At 38.0% G+C, this 19,798-nt stretch carries 14 protein-coding genes and 4 pseudogenes; 11 read left to right on the top strand and 7 right to left on the bottom strand.

The annotated features are described in order from the left end of the window. Window positions 1-72: 72 nt before the first annotated feature. A complete protein-coding gene (locus NCWK1_RS22025) occupies window positions 73-807 on the top strand; it encodes an HAD family hydrolase (protein WP_096577515.1) in 735 nt (244 codons plus the stop codon). Here NCWK1_RS22025 and NCWK1_RS22020 read toward each other — a convergent pair. After that, window positions 796-1,188 carry an Alr5209 family pentapeptide repeat protein gene (locus tag NCWK1_RS22020; protein ID WP_096577513.1) on the bottom strand — a complete coding sequence of 131 codons (393 nt, stop codon included), beginning with the start codon at window positions 1,186-1,188 and terminating at the stop codon, window positions 796-798. The two genes, NCWK1_RS22025 and NCWK1_RS22020, sit on opposite strands and share 12 nt — an antisense overlap. A 238-nt stretch (window positions 1,189-1,426) precedes the next feature. Between NCWK1_RS22020 and NCWK1_RS22015 the strand changes: the two genes are divergently transcribed. Both NCWK1_RS22015 and NCWK1_RS22010 read left to right on the top strand, forming a co-directional pair. Next, window positions 1,427-1,900 carry a hydrogenase maturation protease gene (locus NCWK1_RS22015; RefSeq protein WP_103126183.1) on the top strand — a complete coding sequence of 158 codons (474 nt, stop codon included), beginning with the start codon at window positions 1,427-1,429 and terminating at the stop codon, window positions 1,898-1,900. A gap of 149 nt (window positions 1,901-2,049) precedes the next feature. Beyond that, window positions 2,050-4,854 carry a bifunctional acetate--CoA ligase family protein/GNAT family N-acetyltransferase gene (locus NCWK1_RS22010; protein WP_103126182.1) on the top strand — a complete coding sequence of 935 codons (2,805 nt, stop codon included), beginning with the start codon at window positions 2,050-2,052 and terminating at the stop codon, window positions 4,852-4,854. A gap of 71 nt (window positions 4,855-4,925) precedes the next feature. Here the strand turns inward: NCWK1_RS22010 and NCWK1_RS22005 are convergent, their stop codons facing one another. Together NCWK1_RS22005 and NCWK1_RS22000 are read right to left on the bottom strand one after the other, a co-directional pair. Continuing rightward, complete coding sequence (locus NCWK1_RS22005) at window positions 4,926-5,114, bottom strand: TLTLP motif-containing protein (RefSeq protein WP_096577507.1); 189 nt, start codon at window positions 5,112-5,114, stop codon at window positions 4,926-4,928. Window positions 5,115-5,982: 868 nt separating this feature from the next. Then, window positions 5,983-6,954, bottom strand: a complete 972-nt coding sequence (locus NCWK1_RS22000; RefSeq protein WP_103126181.1) for an Npun_F2552 family protein — start codon at window positions 6,952-6,954, stop codon at window positions 5,983-5,985. 605 nt (window positions 6,955-7,559) lie between these two features. Between NCWK1_RS22000 and NCWK1_RS21995 the strand changes: the two genes are divergently transcribed. The 3 genes from NCWK1_RS21995 (at window position 7,560) to NCWK1_RS21985 (ending at window position 12,631) form a co-directional block, all read left to right on the top strand. Beyond that, entirely contained in the window at window positions 7,560-7,931 is a 372-nt protein-coding gene (locus NCWK1_RS21995; protein WP_103126180.1) for a hypothetical protein, read from the top strand. Window positions 7,932-8,059: 128 nt separating this feature from the next. Continuing rightward, a complete protein-coding gene (locus tag NCWK1_RS21990) occupies window positions 8,060-11,695 on the top strand; it encodes an nSTAND1 domain-containing NTPase (RefSeq protein ID WP_103126179.1) in 3,636 nt (1,211 codons plus the stop codon). A 63-nt stretch (window positions 11,696-11,758) separates the two neighbouring features. Further along, window positions 11,759-12,631, top strand: coding sequence for a hypothetical protein (locus tag NCWK1_RS21985; protein WP_103126178.1), 873 nt, complete (start codon window positions 11,759-11,761; stop codon window positions 12,629-12,631). Window positions 12,632-12,703: 72 nt separating this feature from the next. Here NCWK1_RS21985 and NCWK1_RS21980 read toward each other — a convergent pair whose 3' ends face one another. Then, a complete protein-coding gene (locus NCWK1_RS21980; RefSeq protein WP_103126177.1) occupies window positions 12,704-14,122 on the bottom strand; it encodes an aspartate ammonia-lyase in 1,419 nt (472 codons plus the stop codon). Between the two features lie 139 nt (window positions 14,123-14,261). On the opposite strand from NCWK1_RS21980, the pseudogene NCWK1_RS21975 reads away from it, so the two are divergent. Then, window positions 14,262-14,825: pseudogene (locus tag NCWK1_RS21975) on the top strand (Uma2 family endonuclease). Window positions 14,826-14,846: 21 nt separating this feature from the next. Further along, window positions 14,847-15,365: a CDP-diacylglycerol--glycerol-3-phosphate 3-phosphatidyltransferase gene (pgsA, locus tag NCWK1_RS21970; RefSeq protein ID WP_103126176.1), complete on the top strand. Its 519-nt coding sequence runs from the start codon at window positions 14,847-14,849 to the stop codon at window positions 15,363-15,365. Between the two features lie 49 nt (window positions 15,366-15,414). On the opposite strand, the gene rfbA is transcribed toward pgsA, so the two are convergent. Both rfbA and rfbB read right to left on the bottom strand, forming a co-directional pair. After that, on the bottom strand, window positions 15,415-16,329 hold the full coding sequence (gene rfbA, locus NCWK1_RS21965; RefSeq protein WP_103126175.1) for a glucose-1-phosphate thymidylyltransferase RfbA: 915 nt from the start codon (window positions 16,327-16,329) through the stop codon (window positions 15,415-15,417). Beyond that, complete coding sequence (rfbB, locus tag NCWK1_RS21960) at window positions 16,326-17,393, bottom strand: dTDP-glucose 4,6-dehydratase (protein WP_103126174.1); 1,068 nt, start codon at window positions 17,391-17,393, stop codon at window positions 16,326-16,328. Before rfbB ends, rfbA begins: the two co-directional genes overlap by 4 nt. Window positions 17,394-17,538: 145 nt before the next feature. On the opposite strand from rfbB, the pseudogene NCWK1_RS21955 reads away from it, so the two are divergent. The 3 pseudogenes from NCWK1_RS21955 to NCWK1_RS21945 form a co-directional block, all read left to right on the top strand. Further along, window positions 17,539-17,739 (top strand): annotated as a pseudogene (locus NCWK1_RS21955) (hypothetical protein); the annotation flags it as partial. A gap of 164 nt (window positions 17,740-17,903) precedes the next feature. Beyond that, a pseudogene (locus NCWK1_RS21950) lies at window positions 17,904-18,308 on the top strand (transposase); the annotation flags it as partial. 30 nt (window positions 18,309-18,338) lie between these two features. Further along, a pseudogene (locus NCWK1_RS21945) lies at window positions 18,339-18,686 on the top strand (hypothetical protein); the annotation flags it as partial. A gap of 4 nt (window positions 18,687-18,690) precedes the next feature. On the opposite strand, the gene NCWK1_RS21940 reads toward NCWK1_RS21945, so the two are convergent. Continuing rightward, the gene (locus NCWK1_RS21940; protein ID WP_103126172.1) at window positions 18,691-19,623 is read right to left on the bottom strand and encodes an NAD-dependent epimerase/dehydratase family protein; all 933 of its coding nucleotides are present in this window, start codon (window positions 19,621-19,623) and stop codon (window positions 18,691-18,693) included. Window positions 19,624-19,798 lie beyond the last annotated feature (175 nt).

The following is a 19,798-nucleotide window of genomic DNA, read 5'->3' as shown; positions in this document are numbered from 1 at the left end:
AAAAAGAGGGATAATCCCTCTTTTTTTGTTGTTTATTCATAATTTGCATCTTTTTTAGCGGGGTGAAAGATTTTGGTAACTATTCAATGTCAGAATGTAAGTTTTTCTAATATTCAGGCAATTTTTTTTGACAAAAACGGTACATTAGAAGACTCAGAAGATTATTTGCGATCGCTGGGACAAAAAGCAGCACGAATTATTGATGCTCAATTTCCCGGAATTGGCGAACCATTATTAATGGCTTTTGGTATCAATGGCAATTCTATCGATCCTGCGGGTTTATTGACAGTCGCCAGTCGCCGAGAAACCGAAATTGCTACCGCAGCTTATATTGCTGAAACTGGTAGAGGATGGTTTGAATCGCTTAGAATCGCCCGTCAAAGTTTAAACGAAGCCGAGAAATATCTTGAAGCCTCTCCCGCACCTCTTTATCCTGGTAGTTTGGAATTGTTACAGTCTCTCTCAACCGCAGGACTCAAACTCGGTATAATCTCAGCAGCCGCAACAGCGGAAGTTCAAGCTTTTGTTGCTCGGTATGATTTAGGTGATTATCTCCAAGCTCAAATCGGTGTGGATGATGGCCCTGGTAAACCAGATCCAGCTTTGTTTTTGCAAGCTTGTGAAGTTGTGGGAGTAGAACCAAACACTGCACTGATGGTAGGTGATGCGGTTGGCGATATGCAAATGGCAAAAAACGTCAAAGCCGCAGGCTGTATTGGGATAACCTGGATTGGTAAATCAGATCATGTCCAAGGTGCAGATGTGGTGATTCATCAACTAAATGAAATTCAAGTATTAGGTGTCTGATTTTAGTTGGATTCCAGCCTGAACTAAATCAAAATCTGGGGGAAAATGAGTACTGCGATCGCAATCTGCTTTTTCTAACTTTGCACCTTGGAGATCAGCTTGGCGGAGATCAGCTGACATCAATAATGCTCCCCGCAAATCTGCATTTCTCAAATTAGCTTGCGAGAGGTCACAAAAGCTGAGGTCAGTTCCTCGGAGATTAGCATCTGCAAGATTCGCACTGTTTAAGTCAGCATAACTCAGGTCTGAACCTTTAAGGTTAACCCCTGCCAAATCAGCATCACCGAGTTCGGCTTTACTAAAATCCCGTTCTCCCTCAGCATATTTTTCTAAAAGAGTAGCCACCGTATTAATCGGCTGTTGATAATTTATTTCAGACATAAAACAGCCTCAAATATTTTTGTTTCAAATTCATCATAAAACTGCTGATGCACAAAATTACAAGAGAAATTGCATCAATTTATCAAATTATAGTAATAGTAATTTACAGGAATTTTCTCATTCCTCACAAGTTCCTCAAATTCTTTTTATAGGTTCAAAAATAGACCACCAATACTAATTACATTTTAAATTTGCAGATTTAAAACTAATTTTTAGTGCATGAAAGCAAGCGAAAAACATGAATGCAACCGTTATGGTAATTGGTTACGGTAATGACTTGCGTAGTGATGATGGCATTGGTCAAAGAATAGCTGATGAAATTGCCTCTTGGGATTTATCGGCGGTGAAATCTTTAGCAGTTCACCAACTAACACCCGAATTAGCTGATGCTTTGGCAAATGCAGAATTGGCAATTTTTGTTGATGCTTATGTGCCTTCAGAATCTTTTGATGTGCAGGTGCGATCGCTTTCACCTGCTGGGGAAAATGCGATCGCTGGTCATACTGCCGATCCCCAATCACTTCTAGCTTTAACCCAAACACTCTACGGCCACTGTCCGCCTGCTGTGTGGGTGACAGTACCCGGAGTTAACTTTGAATTTGGCGATCGCATTTCACAGATTACTGAAACAGGTAAAGCGATCGCCCTCGGAAAAATTATGCAGATTCTCGACAAGTTTAAAAATTTCTGGATGAAATCAAACCTGTGCTGAACTCAAGCATAGACTGAAAACAAAATATGACTTACACACAAAGATTGTCTATTGAGACCGGGTATAGCGGGTAAGGGTTTTAAACCTTAATTGTTCGTTTTCTGGCGAAAAATTCATTCATTACTCAGCACTATTACTAAGGAGGATTGATGCAGAAATCTCTCAAGCCCACAAGCGATCGCGCCTTTGATATCTTGCAGGCAGAGAAGCTTAATCCTCTTGATGCTATTTTTGCACCAAAGACTGTAGCTGTGATTGGTGCTAGTGAAACACCTGGTAGCGTAGGACGCACTCTCCTCTGGAACTTAATCACGAATCCCTTTGGGGGGACTGTTTTTCCTGTCAATCCCAAGCGCCACAGTGTTTTGGGTATTAAAGCTTATCCCAAAATTGCCGATATCCCCGAAGCCATTGATTTGGCTGTAATTGCCACACCAGCACCCACAGTTCCAGGAATAATTGCTGAATGTGTCGATGCAGGGGTGAAAAGTGCGATCGTCATCTCTGCGGGTTTTAAAGAAGCTGGTGCAGCCGGCATCGCCTTAGAACAAGAAATTCTGACACAAGCCCGTCGCGGGAATATTCGCATCATTGGCCCGAACTGCTTGGGGGTAATGAGTCCCCTAAGTGGCTTAAATGCGACCTTTGCCAGTGCAATGGCGCGTCCGGGAAATGTCGGCTTTATTAGTCAAAGTGGGGCGCTGTGTACGGCGATTCTAGATTGGAGTTTTCAGGAAAACGTCGGTTTTAGTGCCTTTGTTTCCATCGGTTCAATGTTAGATGTGGGTTGGGGTGATTTGATTTACTATCTCGGTGATGACCCCCACACCAAAAGTATTGTGATTTACATGGAATCTATTGGTGATGCACGGTCTTTCATCTCCGCCGCGCGAGAAGTTGCCCTCACCAAGCCAATTATTGTGATTAAAGCGGGGCGTACAGAAGCAGCTGCCAAAGCCGCAGCTTCCCATACAGGCGCGTTGGCGGAGAGTGATGCGGTGTTAGATGCAGCTTTCCGGCGTTGTGGGGTGTTGCGGGTTAATAGTATTTCTGACCTATTTGATGTGGCGGAGGTATTAGCAAAACAGCCACGTCCCAAGGGGCCGCGCTTGACTATTTTAACCAACGCAGGCGGGCCGGGAGTCTTGGCGACCGATGCTTTGATTGAGGCTGGTGGTGAACTAACAGCAATTTCCGAAGAGGCGATCGCATCTTTTGACAAAATCCTCCCCACTCACTGGAGCCACAACAACCCAATTGATATTTTGGGAGATGCTGATCCCCAACGTTATACCCAAGCTTTAGAAATTGCGGCAAATGATCCCAATAGTGATGGCTTGTTGGTAATTCTCACACCCCAAGCCATGACAGACCCCACCCAAACCGCCGAAAAATTGAAAACTTACGCCAAAATCCCCGGTAAACCAATTCTCGCTAGTTGGATGGGTGGTGCAGAAGTTACGGCTGGTGAAACGATTCTCAATCGTCAATCTATTCCTACTTATCGCTATCCCGATACGGCGGCGCGGGTATTTAGTTATATGTGGCAGTCTAGCTACAACTTGCGTGGTATCTACGAAACCCCTGTTTTACCTGCGGTTGATCCCAACTCAGGTATACCAGACCGCAACTTAGTCACCAAAATTATTTCCGCTGCTCGTCAAGACGGGCGAACAATCCTGACAGAGTTTGAATCTAAGCAAATATTAGCAGCCTATGGCATCCCAGTTGTACCAACTTGTGTAGCTAAAAGTGAGGATGAGGCGGTTAAATGCGCTGATAGTATTGGCTATCCGGTAGTTGTCAAACTATATTCACACGTAATTACTCATAAAACCGATGTCGGCGGTGTGCAGTTAAATCTTCGGGATGCGGAAGCAGTCAGACAAGCCTATCGCACCATCAAATCCTCCATTGAAGAAAAAATAGCAAAAGACCCTCACTACTCAGCACTAAAAACTCAAAACTCAGCACTCTTCCTCGGCGTAACAGTACAGCCAATGGTCAAAACCGACGGCTACGAACTGATTATTGGCAGTAGTCTTGATCCCCAATTTGGGCCAGTGCTGTTATTTGGTACAGGGGGGCAACTAGTAGAAGTATTTCAGGATCGAGCGATCGCTCTGCCTCCACTAAACACAACTTTAGCGCGGCGGATGATGGAACACACCAAAATTTACAAAGCCCTCAAAGGTGTGCGGGGACGGCAAAGTATTGATATGGCAGCCCTGGAACAATTGATGGTGGCATTTAGCCAGCTGGTAGTAGAACAACCGTGGATTAAAGAAATAGATATCAACCCGTTGCTGGCAATTCCTCCAACTGCTTTAAACTCTGGAGGATTGATTGCTTTGGATGGGCGCATTGTTCTGCACACCCCAGATATTCAAGAACAGCAACTACCAAAATTAGCCATTCGTCCTTATCCCAGCCAATACATTAGCGAGTGGGCAATGAAAAACGGTATGTCAGTTACCATTCGTCCCATTCGCCCAGAAGATGAACCATTGATGGTGCAGTTTCACCAGACGCTATCAGAAGAAAGCGTTTATTTTCGTTACTTCCACTTGATTAAGCTGAGTCAGCGCATTACTCACGAACGACTCACGCGCATTTGCTTTATTGATTATGACCGCGAAATGGCGCTGGTAGCAGAACACCAAAATCCACAAACAAAAACAAAGCAGATTTTGGCAGTTGGGCGATTAAGTAAACTGCACGGTACCGATGCAGCGGAATTCGCTATGATTGTGAGCGATCGCTATCAATGTCAAGGTTTAGGCACAGAACTAGTCCGGCGGTTACTACAAGTTGGTCGTCAAGAAAACATTGGCCGGGTTACAGCCAACATCCTGAGTGATAATAACGGAATGCAACGAGTTTGTGAGAAACTCGGTTTTCATCTTCAACCTACGAGTGACTCAACTGTGATGCAAGCTGAAATTGCTTTGTAATAAATTGAAAAAGCGCCGCTTGAAATACTAGCGACGCTTTTTTTAGGATGATTAACTAAAGTAAGTGCAGTTTACTCCGAGCTTTTATGCAGTTGATATGTCAGGGGTTGCTGATTATTGGGTACATCATTGGATGAATAATGAGCGATGACAAATAGAGGTAGCGTTAAAGTTAACAGAGCAATCGCGGTTCCCACAAGGTCTGCCAAACGATGGGAATATGTAGCGGTAGGGTTAGCAGACTGACTATTTGAATCCATACAAATTTGAACTTCTTCAACTCACTTGATAAGTTTTATCTCTCGGAGAGATTCTTGATGCCATTTTAGCGATTTTTTACTGACTACTGTGTAGCAGTCAAAAAAGTGAATCAGTTTGGCAGGTGTCATAACAATAATTTTATCTCCGACAAGATTGATACAAAGTTCAAGAAAAACATTTCGGAATTATCTAAGTGAATATTATGTTACAGTCTCTTGCTATGATTTGCCATCTTTTGGTTAAGCAGAGGTTAATAAATTGCATCAAAAACTACATTTTTTCTTTTGTGCTGATATAAATTATTAACTTATATTAGAGCAATTGCTTTCATTATAACATCTGCAAATACTCGATCCAGGCTGATTTTAGAGTTTAGATAATTTTACTCACAAGCAAAGTCTACCGAAATATTACTGAAGACTTTGATGATTTTTACTATGCCACTCAGCATAACAAGCAACCAATTAAAATTGGCTAATCATGATTAAATGAGCAGATAAAAATATACTCTCAATCAGCATAGACATATTCACTGACTAGTAATTCCAAATTCAGTAATCACACGAAAAATAAATTTGTTAATTTACTATACTAGTGTTATGTAACATTACTTTGGGTTTGTCAATCTATACATAGGTAGAGTACAAATACCTTAAGAATTAGAGCAGGCGATCGCCAAATATTTCTGATTTACGACTATTAAATAAATCAAAGTTTGATGACAAATTCATTACATAAAAAACCGCCAATAAATGATGGCGGTTGTCTGGTTAAGCAATCGGAGGGTAATTAAAGATTACTCTGGGAATTTTAGAGTTGCTGTAGCCGAATTTGCACTTACTGATTCTCTAAAATTGCCCATTTAAACTAACCTCTGCTATATGTATTCATCGGTTCCTTGATAAATCGAATGTAAAGGTGTTTAAACGTAGACTTGATCACGCGGGGCATAGCAAAATCAATTGGCATTAACTTATCTGGTAAGCGCCAATCTGAGATTTGTAATAAATCAGGATGTAACAGCGGAAATTCAATTTCATCTAGTTCAGGACAAATCCCAAGTCTTTGGGAAGCAGCAACAGTTGGAACTTGCTGAGGCGAAACATTGAGAATTTCTAATATCGCCCTATCTAAAGCAAATACATTTGATGCTGCGGCTAAAATGCCTAAATTCCGAGGTTCTCCACCACTAGGGCCATTGCCTTCATGACCAATAATGCCATCTAAAATTGTTAAATCTGGGTTGATTGTTTTAGCCGTTTCTACTAACATCTCTCCAAAACGGTTAGCATCTTTCCCAGCTTCCATGTGCCACCAAGCTTTCATCTTACCGGGAACGCAACCAAATAAATTTTTCACGCCCATTGTTAAAGTCAATTGCAGATGTGATTTAACTTTGGGCAAATTAATAATTACATCAGCTTCCATCGCCTCTTTGCACAGTAGCAAATGGTTGAAATTTTCGCTGACTGTTTGGTAACGCTGACCATGAAATTCGACGATGGGAAGATTGAGTTCTTGAATTAAAGGTAGATAACCATTCGCAATGGCGACTCCCTTCGCACTCCCAAAAGCGGGACTATCGCCTAAAAACGGTTTACCACCAGCTTCGATAACCATTTTGGCAACTTCGGAAACCAGTTCAGCACGGGTAGTACATTCTTTAGTAGGACGTGCGCCTGTGAGAAGATTCGGCTTGAGTAATACCTTTTGTCCTGGTTTGACAAAAGCTGCTATTCCTCCCAGGGGTTCTAGCAAAGTAATTAAGGATTCCCGTAAAGCTGCGCTTTCGTAAGATGTAGCCCTAATTAAGCTGACTGATGACTTGTATGTCTGCATAGGTAAATAATTGCCTTGAAGATGGGATAGGAGACAGTAGGGTGTGAATGTTGGACAACACCTTACATGATATTGAATTTCTCCCATAAAAGCTTAAACATAGTATTTATCACTTTAGTTTCACAAAAATGCGGAAATTAGTGTTATTTTCTTGTAGTTATATAATTTATCTTTTATTTATAAGCAAAATCAGCATCTGCCTCAAGAGAGATTTTTGGCAGATTCATCTTTTTCTAAGTATTTTTTAGAATTAGTTATGCAAGAATGATGTTTGTTAATTGACACATTTCAATATGTGCAAATTAAAGAAACATTGAGCGATGTCTAATGACAAGACGCTCCACTTCTATCCAAGTTGGAGGTGCTGTACTACTAAATCACCACATTGCTGAGACTAACGTTAGGTTTCATAAATTTTTATGAAGATGGTGATCGCATGACTCAAATTAGGTTAGTGCAGATTTTCAAAAATATTTGCTAAGTGGGATCGCTTTTCGTTCAGTTACTAACCAGTTTCCAGGTATTCTGTTCATTTTTTGTCGTAAAAGTGCATAGGTTAATTTTGCTTACATCTACAAAAATAGAAAACGAGGGAGTTTCAAGCTATGGCTGAATCAGCAATTTCTGTGATTTTGGCTGCGTTAGTTGCTGGCGCTGCCACAACAGCAGGTCAGGCAGTTAAAGATGCTTATCAAGGATTAAAAGAATTAATTAAGCGCAAGTTTGACAGTGACTCCACAGCAAAAGGCATCTTAGATAAATATGAAAAAAACCATAAAAGCTATGAGGGCGCGTTGAAAGAAAGTTTAACTGAGTTAGGGGCTGATAAAGATAAGGAAATTCTTGAAGCAGCTAAAAAAGTTAATGAATTAAATGATCCAGAAGGTGCTGCAACTGGTAAGTATAACATTAATATTTCTGGCGGTACTCAAGGTGTTGTCGGCAGTAATCCGGGTACTGTGAACATGGGGAAATAACTATTTATTAAAGTTAATATGTACAGTAGTTTGCGAGCCAGCGAGGTACAAAACTCAGGGAGCAAAATAAGCAGATATAAAAAATTGACCTCCTACCTCCTGCTCCAAACCTGTAACGAACATATCTCATGTTAACAAAAACTGCTGTAAGTATGAATGAGAAACCAAGAGATAATCAAACCCATATTAGTGGAGGTGTTCAAGGCGTTGTTGGTGAGAATCAAGGAACTGTAATAATTAATGAAACACACAATAGATATTATGGTAATGATCCTGAAGAAGAACCGCTGAGGGAATTTAAAGAAGAAAAACTACCTCGCTCACCATATAAGGGATTAGCAAGATTTGAACCTGAAGATTCGGATAGATTTTACGGTAGAAAAAAGCTGATTCAAGACTTAACTAATTATTTAGAAGAAAATCACATACTTTTTATTTTAGGAGCTTCAGGAAGTGGAAAATCATCATTGGTTCAAGCTGGTATTATTCCTGAAATTTGTGGTAAAGGTAAATATTTATTTAAACTTTGTTTTGTTCCCGATAAAGATCCATTTAACTCATTTGCTTCCAAGATAGGTATATTTCTTTCGGATAATAGAGAAGAATATGAAGAAGCTGAAGAGCAAATTAAGCAACTTGTTGAACAAATGAGTATATATCCTGAAGGGAAAATCATAGTAAAAATTATTGAAGAAATAAAAAAAAATAACGATGGTTTTGGCTTAATATTTATCGACCAATTTGAAGAGATTTTTACTCAAACTCAAGAAGAAAAACGAAGTAAGTTTATTGAAAATTTAGTTAATTTGATTGATATTCAGAATCACAAGGTAAAAATTATCTTGGCAATGCGTAATGATTTTTACTCTCACTTGGGTGCTTATTCTGACTTTCTATCCATAACCCAGAGTCATATCCGTAACGTATTAGATATGACTGATAGAGAATTGAGATTAGTAATTAAAAATCCTGCTGCTAGACATGGTGTAAAAGTTGAGGAAGATTTAATCGCGCAAATTATTAAAGATTTTTGGGGACAATCACAAACTTCTTTAACTCTTCTGCAATATACTCTTGATTTGCTATGGCGAACCGAATTGGATAAGAAGGATTTGTTAGATGGTGAATTGAATCAGAAAACCTACATCAATTTAGGTGGTGTAGGAGGCGCGTTACAAAAGGAAGCTGAAAGAATATATGAAAAAATTACCAAAGATAAAGATGAAAAAAATAAACAAGTTAAAGCAGAAAAAGTCGAGCAAATTTTTATAAAATTGGTTACGATTACTTCAGATGATATACCCGTCAGTAAAAGGGAAAGTAAAGCATCATTTGATGATGAAGAAATTAAAATTATTAACAAGTTAATTAATAATGGTTTATTAGTTAGTGGGCATTCAAATGATCCTCATTTAAGAGATACTATAGAGATTGCCCATGAAGCATTGATTAAATATTGGTCAAAGTTACAAGATTGGATTCAAAAGCATAAAGAAATTTTGATATTAAAAAGACAATTAATTGAAGCTGCAAAAATTTGGTATAGGGTAAAAAATGATGAAAATCAAGAGAATAATAAAGATAAAGCTATTAGTGAGTTGTGGACAGGTTATAAGTTAAACCAAGTTTTGGAACTAAAAGAAAACAATACTATCAAACAATTAGACAAAGCTACAGAAGACTTTATTCAAGCAAGTATAAAATACAGCGATCACCTAAAGCGAGAACAAGTAGAGCAAGTTATTACTACTTATACTGCATACTCACAGACACTTTTTATTTCAAACAAAAGGCTTGATGCTTTGGTGAAACTGGTAGAAGCAGGAAAACTATTGCAAAAAACACCAGAAATTAGTACTGAGATAAAATTTCGATTTTTAATTACATTTGGGCAGATATTTAATGAAGTTGCAGAATTTAATAGTTTTGATGAACACCAAGACCATGTTTCTAGTGTTACATATAGTCTAGATAATCAAATTATTGCTTCAGCTAGTTATGATAACACTATTAAACTTTGGAAGCGGGATGGAAATTTAATTCAAACTCTAGATGGGCATGACGGACATCAAAAGTATGTCACAGATGTCAGTTTTAGCCCGGACGGCAAAATTTTGGCCTCTGCCAGTACGGATAATACTATTAAACTGTGGGAGAAAGAAACAATTACACAAGAATGGAAACTACTTAAAACATTTGATAAACATAAACATGGAGTTTTAACTATAAGCTTTAGTCCTGATGGTAAAATAATTGCCTCTGGAAGCATCGATAAAACTGTTAAGCTTTGGAGCAAAATGGGAAAAGTTTTAAAGACTCTTAAAGGACATGAAGATGAGGTCATAGATGTTACTTTCAGTCCAAACGGTCAGATTGTTGCTTCTACTAGTAAAGACAAAACAGTCAAGCTCTGGACTCGAAAAGGTGAATTTATTAAAAATTTAGAACAACTACATAAAAATTACGTTTCATCGTTAAGCTTTAGTCCTACGGATAAAACTTTAGTGACAGGTAGTTTGGATGATACTTTTATTATCTGGAGTGTTGATGAAAAAAGTTATGAAATAGGGCAACATATCGAAGTATTTAAAGCATACCAAGAAGGGATTAAATATATTGCTTTCAGTCCTGATGGTGAAAAAATTGTATCTGCTGGACAAAATGGTACTATTAAGGTTTGGCAAAAAGATGGGACTTTTTATAAAACTTTAAAAGGGCATGAAAATGTTGTAAAGAAGGTGAGATTCAGCCCTGATAGCAGCACACTTGTCTCCTGTAGTCAAGATGAAAATGTAAAGCTCTGGCATTGCAAAGATAAGTTTAAGGGACACTCCAAAGTAATTTCTAACCTTAATTTTAGTTTAGATGGTAAAAAAATAGTTACAAGTGAAGACAGAACTATCAATCTTTGGAATTGTCACGGACAACTATTGCAAGTCTGCGATTTTGATAATTGCGGTGTTGATATTATTGATGCTAAATTTAGCCAAAATGGTCAAGTTATAGCAATAGCAAAACAAAATGGAAATATAGAAATTTGGAACATAAATAATAATTTTAGCAATCAGTTTGAATACCACAAAGATTTTCCTATTCATAAAAATGCTATTAAAAGCATAGATTTTAACTATAAAAATAAGATGATTGTATCTGCCAGTACTGATGGAACTATTAAATTGTGGAATTACTCAAATTCTAATATATATTTAGAAGAAACTAGCAACGTAGATATAGTAATATTTAGCCCTGATGGTACGATGCTTGCCTCTATTAATAAAAATAATAGATACGTGCAATTGTGGCATATTAAAGATAAGTTTAATTCAATTTTTAGCCTTGAAGGTGTTGAATGTATAGATGTCATTTTTAGCAATGATAATAAATTAATTGCCACAAATTGTATTGATAAAATCCAAATTTGGAATGTAAATGGTGACTTCCCACAAACTCTTCAAGGAAAATCTAAAAATAAAATACTTAGTATAAGCTTTAGCCCTGACAATACTCTAATTGCTTCAATTAGGGCTGATCAATCTGTAGAAATATGGAGTATAAAAGGTAAATTATTACATAGTATTCAAGGAAATAATAAAGAACAAATAATTTATTGTGCTAAATTTAGCCTCAATTGGAATTCAATTGCTGTAGCTGGAATTGAAAATGGGTATCCATTTATGAATCTATGGAAGTTAAATTTGGATGAAATATTATTAGATAGCTCTCAGCACATACACGATTATAAGGAAAATAATAAATATACTTAACACTAACGTTAAATTCGCAAAACAAAATTTGAAGGTAAAAATATACGGAATTTAGGAGTAATTATGCCAGCTATTAAAGTTTTACCACTAATTGCCACTTTTCTAATTACAGCAAGCATTACACTTCAAGCTAAAGCAGTCGAAAATAGCTTAATTAGCTCTAAACAAGAAGGAAAATTGCTGTTGATAAATGATACAGAATATACTGGAATATTTACTATTTATCAACCTGATAATAAGTATGCTTGGAAGTATGTACACATTCCTTCTTGCCATACAAGGAGCCTTGTCAATACATATAATATTCAATGGAAATTAAGTTTTAATGCTCACAAAGAATATTTGATTGGAGATGTATCAAATAGCGATTTATTAAATAGTAAAACTCATACTTTTATAATTAAAGCTTCAGACCTAAAAACAAATAAACAAGCAACAGGAAGTTGTCAGCGTAATAATAGTACAAATCATCAGCCTGTTGATGATGTTAACTGGGATGACCAGTATGTGGTAGGCAAAAGTATGGCTATGATAGAATTTCGAGAATTTAAGCAGATATGGCCTAATTTAGTTGAGGCATCACCAGAAATTACGAATTCTTTCAAAGCACTTTCTGCTCACTTACCAGAACAAAAAGCATTTAAAAGTAGAGGTATTGAAAAAATGCGTGAAGCCCTGCCAAATATACTTAAAATTAAAGATCCTACTCTTTCTTTCGATGAAGTATTAAAGAATATTACTAGTAAATCATTTGAAGAAGCTAAAAATTATGTTCAGAGCATAAGTGATCAAGAATTTACTCTACTAATGTACAAATCAGTTAGAGAATATTGGGAAGTTGTAAGTCAATTCCAGAGACGTTTAGGAGGAAATCTAGATGATTTTCGTAGAAATACTAAGCCGTATATTCCGGTAGCTACAAGTGTCTTAAACTAATAGTCATAGCTTTAAAGCAAGCGATCGCCCTTGGAGAAAATCTGCAATGTCAGGCGATCGCTTCTTATGACTTTAAGATTCTTTCCTCAAGGGTACAATACTACTCATCTGTTCTAGATTTAACACTTCAGCTAATTCCGCCTCAGTCATCAACCCTTTTTCTAAAACAATCTGTCGTAAAGATTTACCACTAGCTAAGGATTCTTTGGCGACTTCCGCAGCATTGAGATAGCCAATGTGAGTATTGAGTGCAGTGACTAAAGCTAAACTACCTTCGGCGTAGGCTAAACACCGTTCTTTGTTGGCAGTAATATTTTGAATACAGCGTTCTGTCAGCACGGCGATGGTATTGCCCAGAATTTCAATGCTGTGAATCAGATCATAAGCAATCAACGGCATCATCACGTTCAATTCTAATTGTCCCGCTTGGGCGGCAAGTGCGATCGCACTGTCGTAACCCATCACCTGGAAACACACCATCGATGTCATCTCTGCCATAACTGGATTATATTTTCCTGGCATAATCGAGGAACCTGGTTGCACTGGCGGAAGTTGAATTTCTTTCAAACCAGTTTTCGGCCCAGAGTCCATCAACCGCAAATCGTGAGATATTTTGACTAAATCCTGTGCTAAGTTGCGTAAAGCACCAGAAACATTGACAAACGGTGCCATACTCTGCATAGCTGCCATTAGCTGAGGTGCAGGTTCTAAAGGCATATTCAGTAATTCTGAAAGAACTTCCACCACACGGGCGCGATACAAAGGATGGGTATTCATCCCTGTACCAGATGCACTACCACCCAAACCCAGCACCATCAAATCTCCAGATGCTGTATAGATGCGGTTTTGGTGGTCTGAGAGGATTTGCGCCCAAGCCGCAAAAGTATCACCCAAACGCACAGGTACAGCGTCTTGCATGTGGGTTCTGCCAGATTTGACGATATCTTGAAATTCTACCGCTTTGCTTTCTAAGGCAGCGATCGCTTTTTCTAAAGCTGGGTGTAATGTATGAGTCAATGCTAATAAACCACCAATCCGAATGGCTGTCGGGATGACATCATTGGTAGACTGGCCATAGTTCACATGGTCGTTAGGATTAACTTTTTTGTAATTACCTTTTTCATCACCGAGAATTTCTAACGCCAGATTCGCCAGCACTTCGTTAACATTCATGTGGTGCGAAGTCCCAGCACCAGCTTGATAAACATCGACAACAAACTGGTCGCGTAATTGTCCTGCAAGGATTTCATCAGCTGCTTTGACAATTGCTTGACTAATATCTTGGGAAATACAACCTAATTCACCGTTAACAATTGCGGTAGCTTTTTTAATTATTAAGCAAGCATCTACGTAAGTAGGCAAGGGCTTGATGCCACTGATAGGGAAGTTTTCTGTAGCCCGTAAAGTTTGAATACCGTAATAAACGCTACTAGAAATTTGGCGATCGCCCATTGAGTCGCGCTCAATGCGAAAATTTATATTGTCAGTCATACTATTGTTTTGGATGATCTCAAAATACAGATCATGCCATGTAAATGACCCTCACGCCCTGTTTACTATCTGCAATCTTTCAGCAACAAATCAATTGATTTACGCTAAACTCCAGTTTAAATACGTGCAGGTAAATATTATGATTAAAACACCAACTCGCCAGATATCTTTAGAAGAATTTTTACAATTACCATAAACTAAACCAGCAAGTGAATTTATTGATGGCGAAATAATTCAAAAACCTATGCCTCAAGATAAACATAGTAGAATTCAAGGTGAATTGGCAACTACAATTAATAGTGTAGTCAAACCCCAAAAAATCGCCTTAGCTTTTCCAGAATTACGCTGTACCTTTGGTGGAAGTTCAACTGTTCCAGATGTGGCGGTATTTGCTTGGAAACGCATTCCTGTAGATGAAAAAGGTAATATTGCTAATGTTTTTAATATACACCCAGATTGGACAATTGAAATTCTCTCTCCTGAACAAAGTACAACCAAAGTTACTAAAAAAATTTTACATTGTTTAAATCATGGTACTAGCTTAGGTTGGTTAATTGATCCAGAAGAATATTGTGTTTTAGTTTATCCACCTCACCAGCAAATAATATATTTAGATAACTAACAAGATATATTGCCAGTTCCCGATTTAGTTAGTGATTTACATTTGACATTGGGGCAATTATTTGGTTGGTTAAAGTTATAAATAATTCCTCAAACCTAAATGATGACTTTACCCAACTGGATTACTTTTTCTCGCCTTCTCGGTGTCCCATTTCTGCTTTATGGTTTGTATAATCCTACTTCTCAGGCTAGATGGATATGTTTAGCGATTTTTCTTGTGGCGGCGTTAACTGACTGGTTAGATGGATATTTAGCGCGGAAACTCAACCAAGTTAGTGATTTAGGCAAATTTTTAGATCCTTTAGTCGATAAATTTTTGGTGCTTGCGCCGTTGATGGTATTGATTGAGTTAGGGAAAGTTCCAGCTTGGGGAGTGTTTTTAATTTTAGCGCGAGAATTAGCGATCGCAGGTTGGCGAGTTAATCAAACGACAATTACTGGGGCGAATATTTGGGGTAAGCTGAAAACGGTGAGTCAAATAGTGGCGATCGCATTTTTGATTGCACCTTTATCATCAGAATGGCACACTCCATCATTAATTGCCTTTTGGATTTCGGTTGTTTTAACTTTAATATCAGGGTTGATTTATCTTTTACCGCCAAAGGTGAGTACTGTTGACTAAAATTTAAACGCAGAGGTGCGCTAAGTTTACGCGGAGGTACACGGAGTTTTTAATGAGAATTAATGAAACATTGTGGTCTTTTTCTAGCAATGAGATAATCGTCTTCTAAAATTGAGATTAAATATTGACCATAGCTACTTTTAGCCATTGGTTTAATTAATTCTTTGAGTTGATTAGCATCTATATAGCCTTGATTGTAGGCAATTTCTTCAATACAAGCTATTTTTAATCCTTGCCGTTCTTCTAAGGTTTGGATAAAATTAGCGGCTTGATGTAAAGATTCATGAGTTCCTGCATCTAACCAAGCATATCCTCTACCTAAAAGCTCAACTCTTAATTTTCCTTGCTTTAAATAAGCCATATTCACATCAGTTATTTCTAGTTCATTCCGCGCCGAAGGTTGGAGATTAGCTGCTATTTCTGCAATTTGAGCATCATAAAAATAAATCCCAGGAATGACATATTTAGATTTAGGTAATGCAGGTTTTTCTTCTATTCCTGTTACCCAACCATCCGCATCAAATTCAATCACGCCATAAGGCCGCGGATCTTTTACCTGATAGCCAAAAATAAGTCCACCTTCTTTTAGTTGTGCGGCTCTTAGTAACACTTCTCTTAAACCGTTACCATAAAATAAATTGTCACCCAAAATTAAGCAGACTGGTTGATTATCTATAAAGTCCTTTCCTAAAATAAAAGCATGAGCCAAACCTTCGGGATAAGGCTGCTCAATGTAACTAAACTGCAAACCCCATTGACTACCATCTTTTAAAAGTTCTTGTAATAATGGCAAATCATTTGGTGTAGAAATAATTAAAATTTCGCGGATTCCTGCCAACATTAATACAGACAAGGGATAATAAATCATCGGCTTGTCATAAATTGGCATTAGTTGTTTACTTACAACATTATTTATGGGATAAAGACGAGTACCAAAGCCACCCGCTAAAATAATTCCTTTCATTTGCGATTTTCGTAGTTTTGTTTCAACCAGTTTTGGTAAGTTGCTGAACGTACTTGATTGACCCAATCTGAATTATCAAGATACCATTGCACTGTTTTTCTTAAACCACTATCAAAGTTTTCTTTAGGTTGCCAACCTAAATCACGCCTGATTTTACTACAATCAATTGCATATCTTCGGTCATGTCCAGGGCGGTCTGGAACAAAATTTATCAAAGAGGAATAGGAAAAATTAGGTTTTGGTACTAATTCATCAAGTATCGCACAGATTTTGTTTACAACTGTTAAATTTGTTTGTTCGTTCAGTCCACCAATATTATAGGTTTCCCCAATTTTTCCCTGTTGGAGAACTGAATATATAGCCTCACAATGGTCGATAACATAAAGCCAATCTCGTATATTTTGCCCATCACCATATATTGGTAATGACTTACCATCTAAAGCATTCAAGATAGTTAGAGGAATAAGTTTTTCTGGAAACTGGCGCATTCCATAGTTATTTGAGCAATTTGTAGTTAAAGTAGGCAATTTATATGTGTGATAGTATGCCCGCACAAAATGATACGCTGCGGCTTTAGACGCTGCGTAAGGACTATTAGGCGCGTAGGGTGTATCTTCTCGAAAAGCAGGTTCATCAGGCTGAAGTGAACCGTATACTTCATCTGTTGATATATGCAAAAACCGAAATTGTTGCTGTTTTTGCGGTGAGAGTTTTTGCCAATAAAATCGACTGACTTCTAGTAAATTAAATGTACCAACTACATTAGTTTGAATAAATACTTGCGGATTAAAAATAGAACGATCAACATGACTTTCGGCTGCAAAGTTAATAATTATATCAGGTTGATATTGATTTAACAAATAACTCACTAATTCAATGTTACTAATATCGCCTTGCACAAAATGATAGTTGCGATCGCCTTTTAACTCCGCCAAATTTTCTAAGTTACTAGCATAGGTTAGTTTGTCTAAATTAATTATGTTTAACCACTGATTTTTTCGAGCTAAAAGAATAAAATTTGCACCGATAAATCCAGCACCTCCAGTTACTAATGCTGTTAGCATACATACCTCAGATTTGATTGATAGTTGAATTTATACAATTAAATTGTACGACTTAATTGTATAACTTAATTGTATAAATTTGCTTGTAGAAACATAATTAAAACTAGACAAAATATCTATTTATTTTTTAGTCAATCGTAATAATATGTATCAAATAGATCCACCCCGTCCCGCAAAAGAATTCTTACCTACAATGTATGATCTTCCTAGTGAAGATCCAAAGGAACCTGGCTTGCCCGACCAATTTCATATTTGGCAACCCCGCCTGTTAGAAGACACTTTCTCTCCACCAGAATACCCTGGAGATGAAATATTTATTGCTAGTGATTTAAATCTCTACTATGACCCTCAGAGGATGTTTGGAAAGTATGAAACAAATCAATCAAGCAAGTCTTCTCAGAGGATGTTTGGAAAGTCTAAAAAAACTCCAGTAACTGTATTCTGTCAGTAGATAAAAAAGCGACAGGGTTACTAGAGCAATGTCTACATCATATCCAACAGACCTGACATAAACGCCATTTGCTGGTTGACACCCTGGGATTGGTCTTAATGGTTGTAGTGACATCAGCATATGAATCAGACCAAGCAGGAGCAAAGAAATTATTTGCACAAGCCTACAACAGGATCAGCGAGCGCCTGACACGGTTAGTTTGTATTTGGGTTGATGCTGGATACCAAGGTGAGGGGTTTATGAAATGGGTTATGGACACTTACCATTGGATTTTAGAGGTTGTACGTCGTCCAACTGATACCAAAGGCTTTGTTCTACTGCCAAGACGTTGGGTTGTTGAGCGCAGTTTTGGTTGGTTTAATTGGTGTCGTCGGTTAAGTAAAGACTACGAAATTTTACCGCAGACCCATGAAACATTTGTACAAGTCGCAATGATTCGGTTAATCCTGAGAAGACTTGCTTGATTGATTTGTTTCATACTTTCCAAACATCCTCTAAGAGAGGTTAACCAACCGCCAACAAAATGGGAAGTTTACGAACGAATTTTGCGAGTTCCTTACTATATTGTCTTTGACCGCTACACTGATAAATTACAAGCATTCCAACTGGTTGCAGACCGCTACAGTGAAATAGATTTAACTACACTAAAAATTTGGATGCCGAGTTTGCAACTGGGATTAGGACTTTGGCAAGGTTCTTACCAAGGAATTGAGCGATTGTGGTTACGTTGGTATGATACAGATGGAAATTGGATTCCTACTCCCGTGGAGCAGGAAAGCCAGAGGGCTGAACGATTAGCCGCAAAGTTACGAGAGTTGGGAATTGACCCCAACCAAATATAAATCGCTACACGGCTTGTAAAATTTCTTCATCTACAGAGAAATCGACTTCTTTCTTATCCCGTCTATTGGCGAGATAATCATTGTTCAAGGAATCTGTTAGCCCAGAAATTAAATCATACTCCGGCTGCCAGTTTAATTCTGTTTGCGCTTTTTGTACCGATGCGAAGAAATGCTGAACGCGCATCGGCAAGGCTTTACGCTTGCCAAAATCAAATTTTTTCGGGTCGTAGTGAACTATTTTAATTGCATCGGGTGATTTGCCAGCCGCTACAGCACAAGCACGGGCTAAACCATCGAATGTAACAAAGCGATCGCCTGAAATATTATAAATCTGCCCCACAGCTTTTTGATTGCCAATCACCAAAGACATAGCAGTTGCTAAATCTTGCACATGACCCAACTGGGTAATATGCAAGCCGTTACCGGGAATAGCAATTGGGCGATCGCGCACAATTCTATCAAAAAACCAGCTTTCTAATTCGTTGTAATTACTCGGCCCGTAAATATACGTTGGGCGAATTGAGGTAAAGGGTAAGCCTTTTTCCGCTAAATAAGCTTCTGTTTCATGTTTACCCTTATGACGACTTTTAGGATCTACCGCATCCCCTTCAACATGGGGTAACTGGTCAGATTTGAGATATACTCCCGCCGAACTCATGTAAATAAACTGCTGCACTCTACCTTGGAAAATTTCTGCCAATGGCTGAGTATCACTGAGTTCCCGACCATTATTATCAAAAATGATGTCAAAATTTTCTTGTGATAATTTTTCTTTCAGCTGTGCTGCATCCGTGCGATCGCCTATAATTTGTCCTACTCCTGACGGTACAGAACGATTACCACGATTGAACAGTACCACCTCATGGCCTTGTTTTAAAAGTATTTGAGTTAGGTAAACACCAATGAACCTAGTGCCACCCATAATCAAAATTCGCATAAATTCCCCTTTTATATCTAATGGAGAGGCTAAAGGTTAGAGGTTAGAGGCTAGAGCTTAGAAGTTAGATATATAAAATTATCTATCGGTTTTTGATACTCATCCCTAGTCCCTAGCCCCTCATCCCTACGCCCCATGTTCTACTACCCCATTTGAGGTTATCAGGTTGTTGCAT

It is taken from the genome of Nostoc cycadae WK-1 (assembly GCF_002897135.1).
Lineage (GTDB): Bacteria > Cyanobacteriota > Cyanobacteriia > Cyanobacteriales > Nostocaceae > Nostoc_B.
Note: the sequence above shows the minus strand (reverse complement) of the source record. Positions and strands in the feature narration are given on the sequence as shown.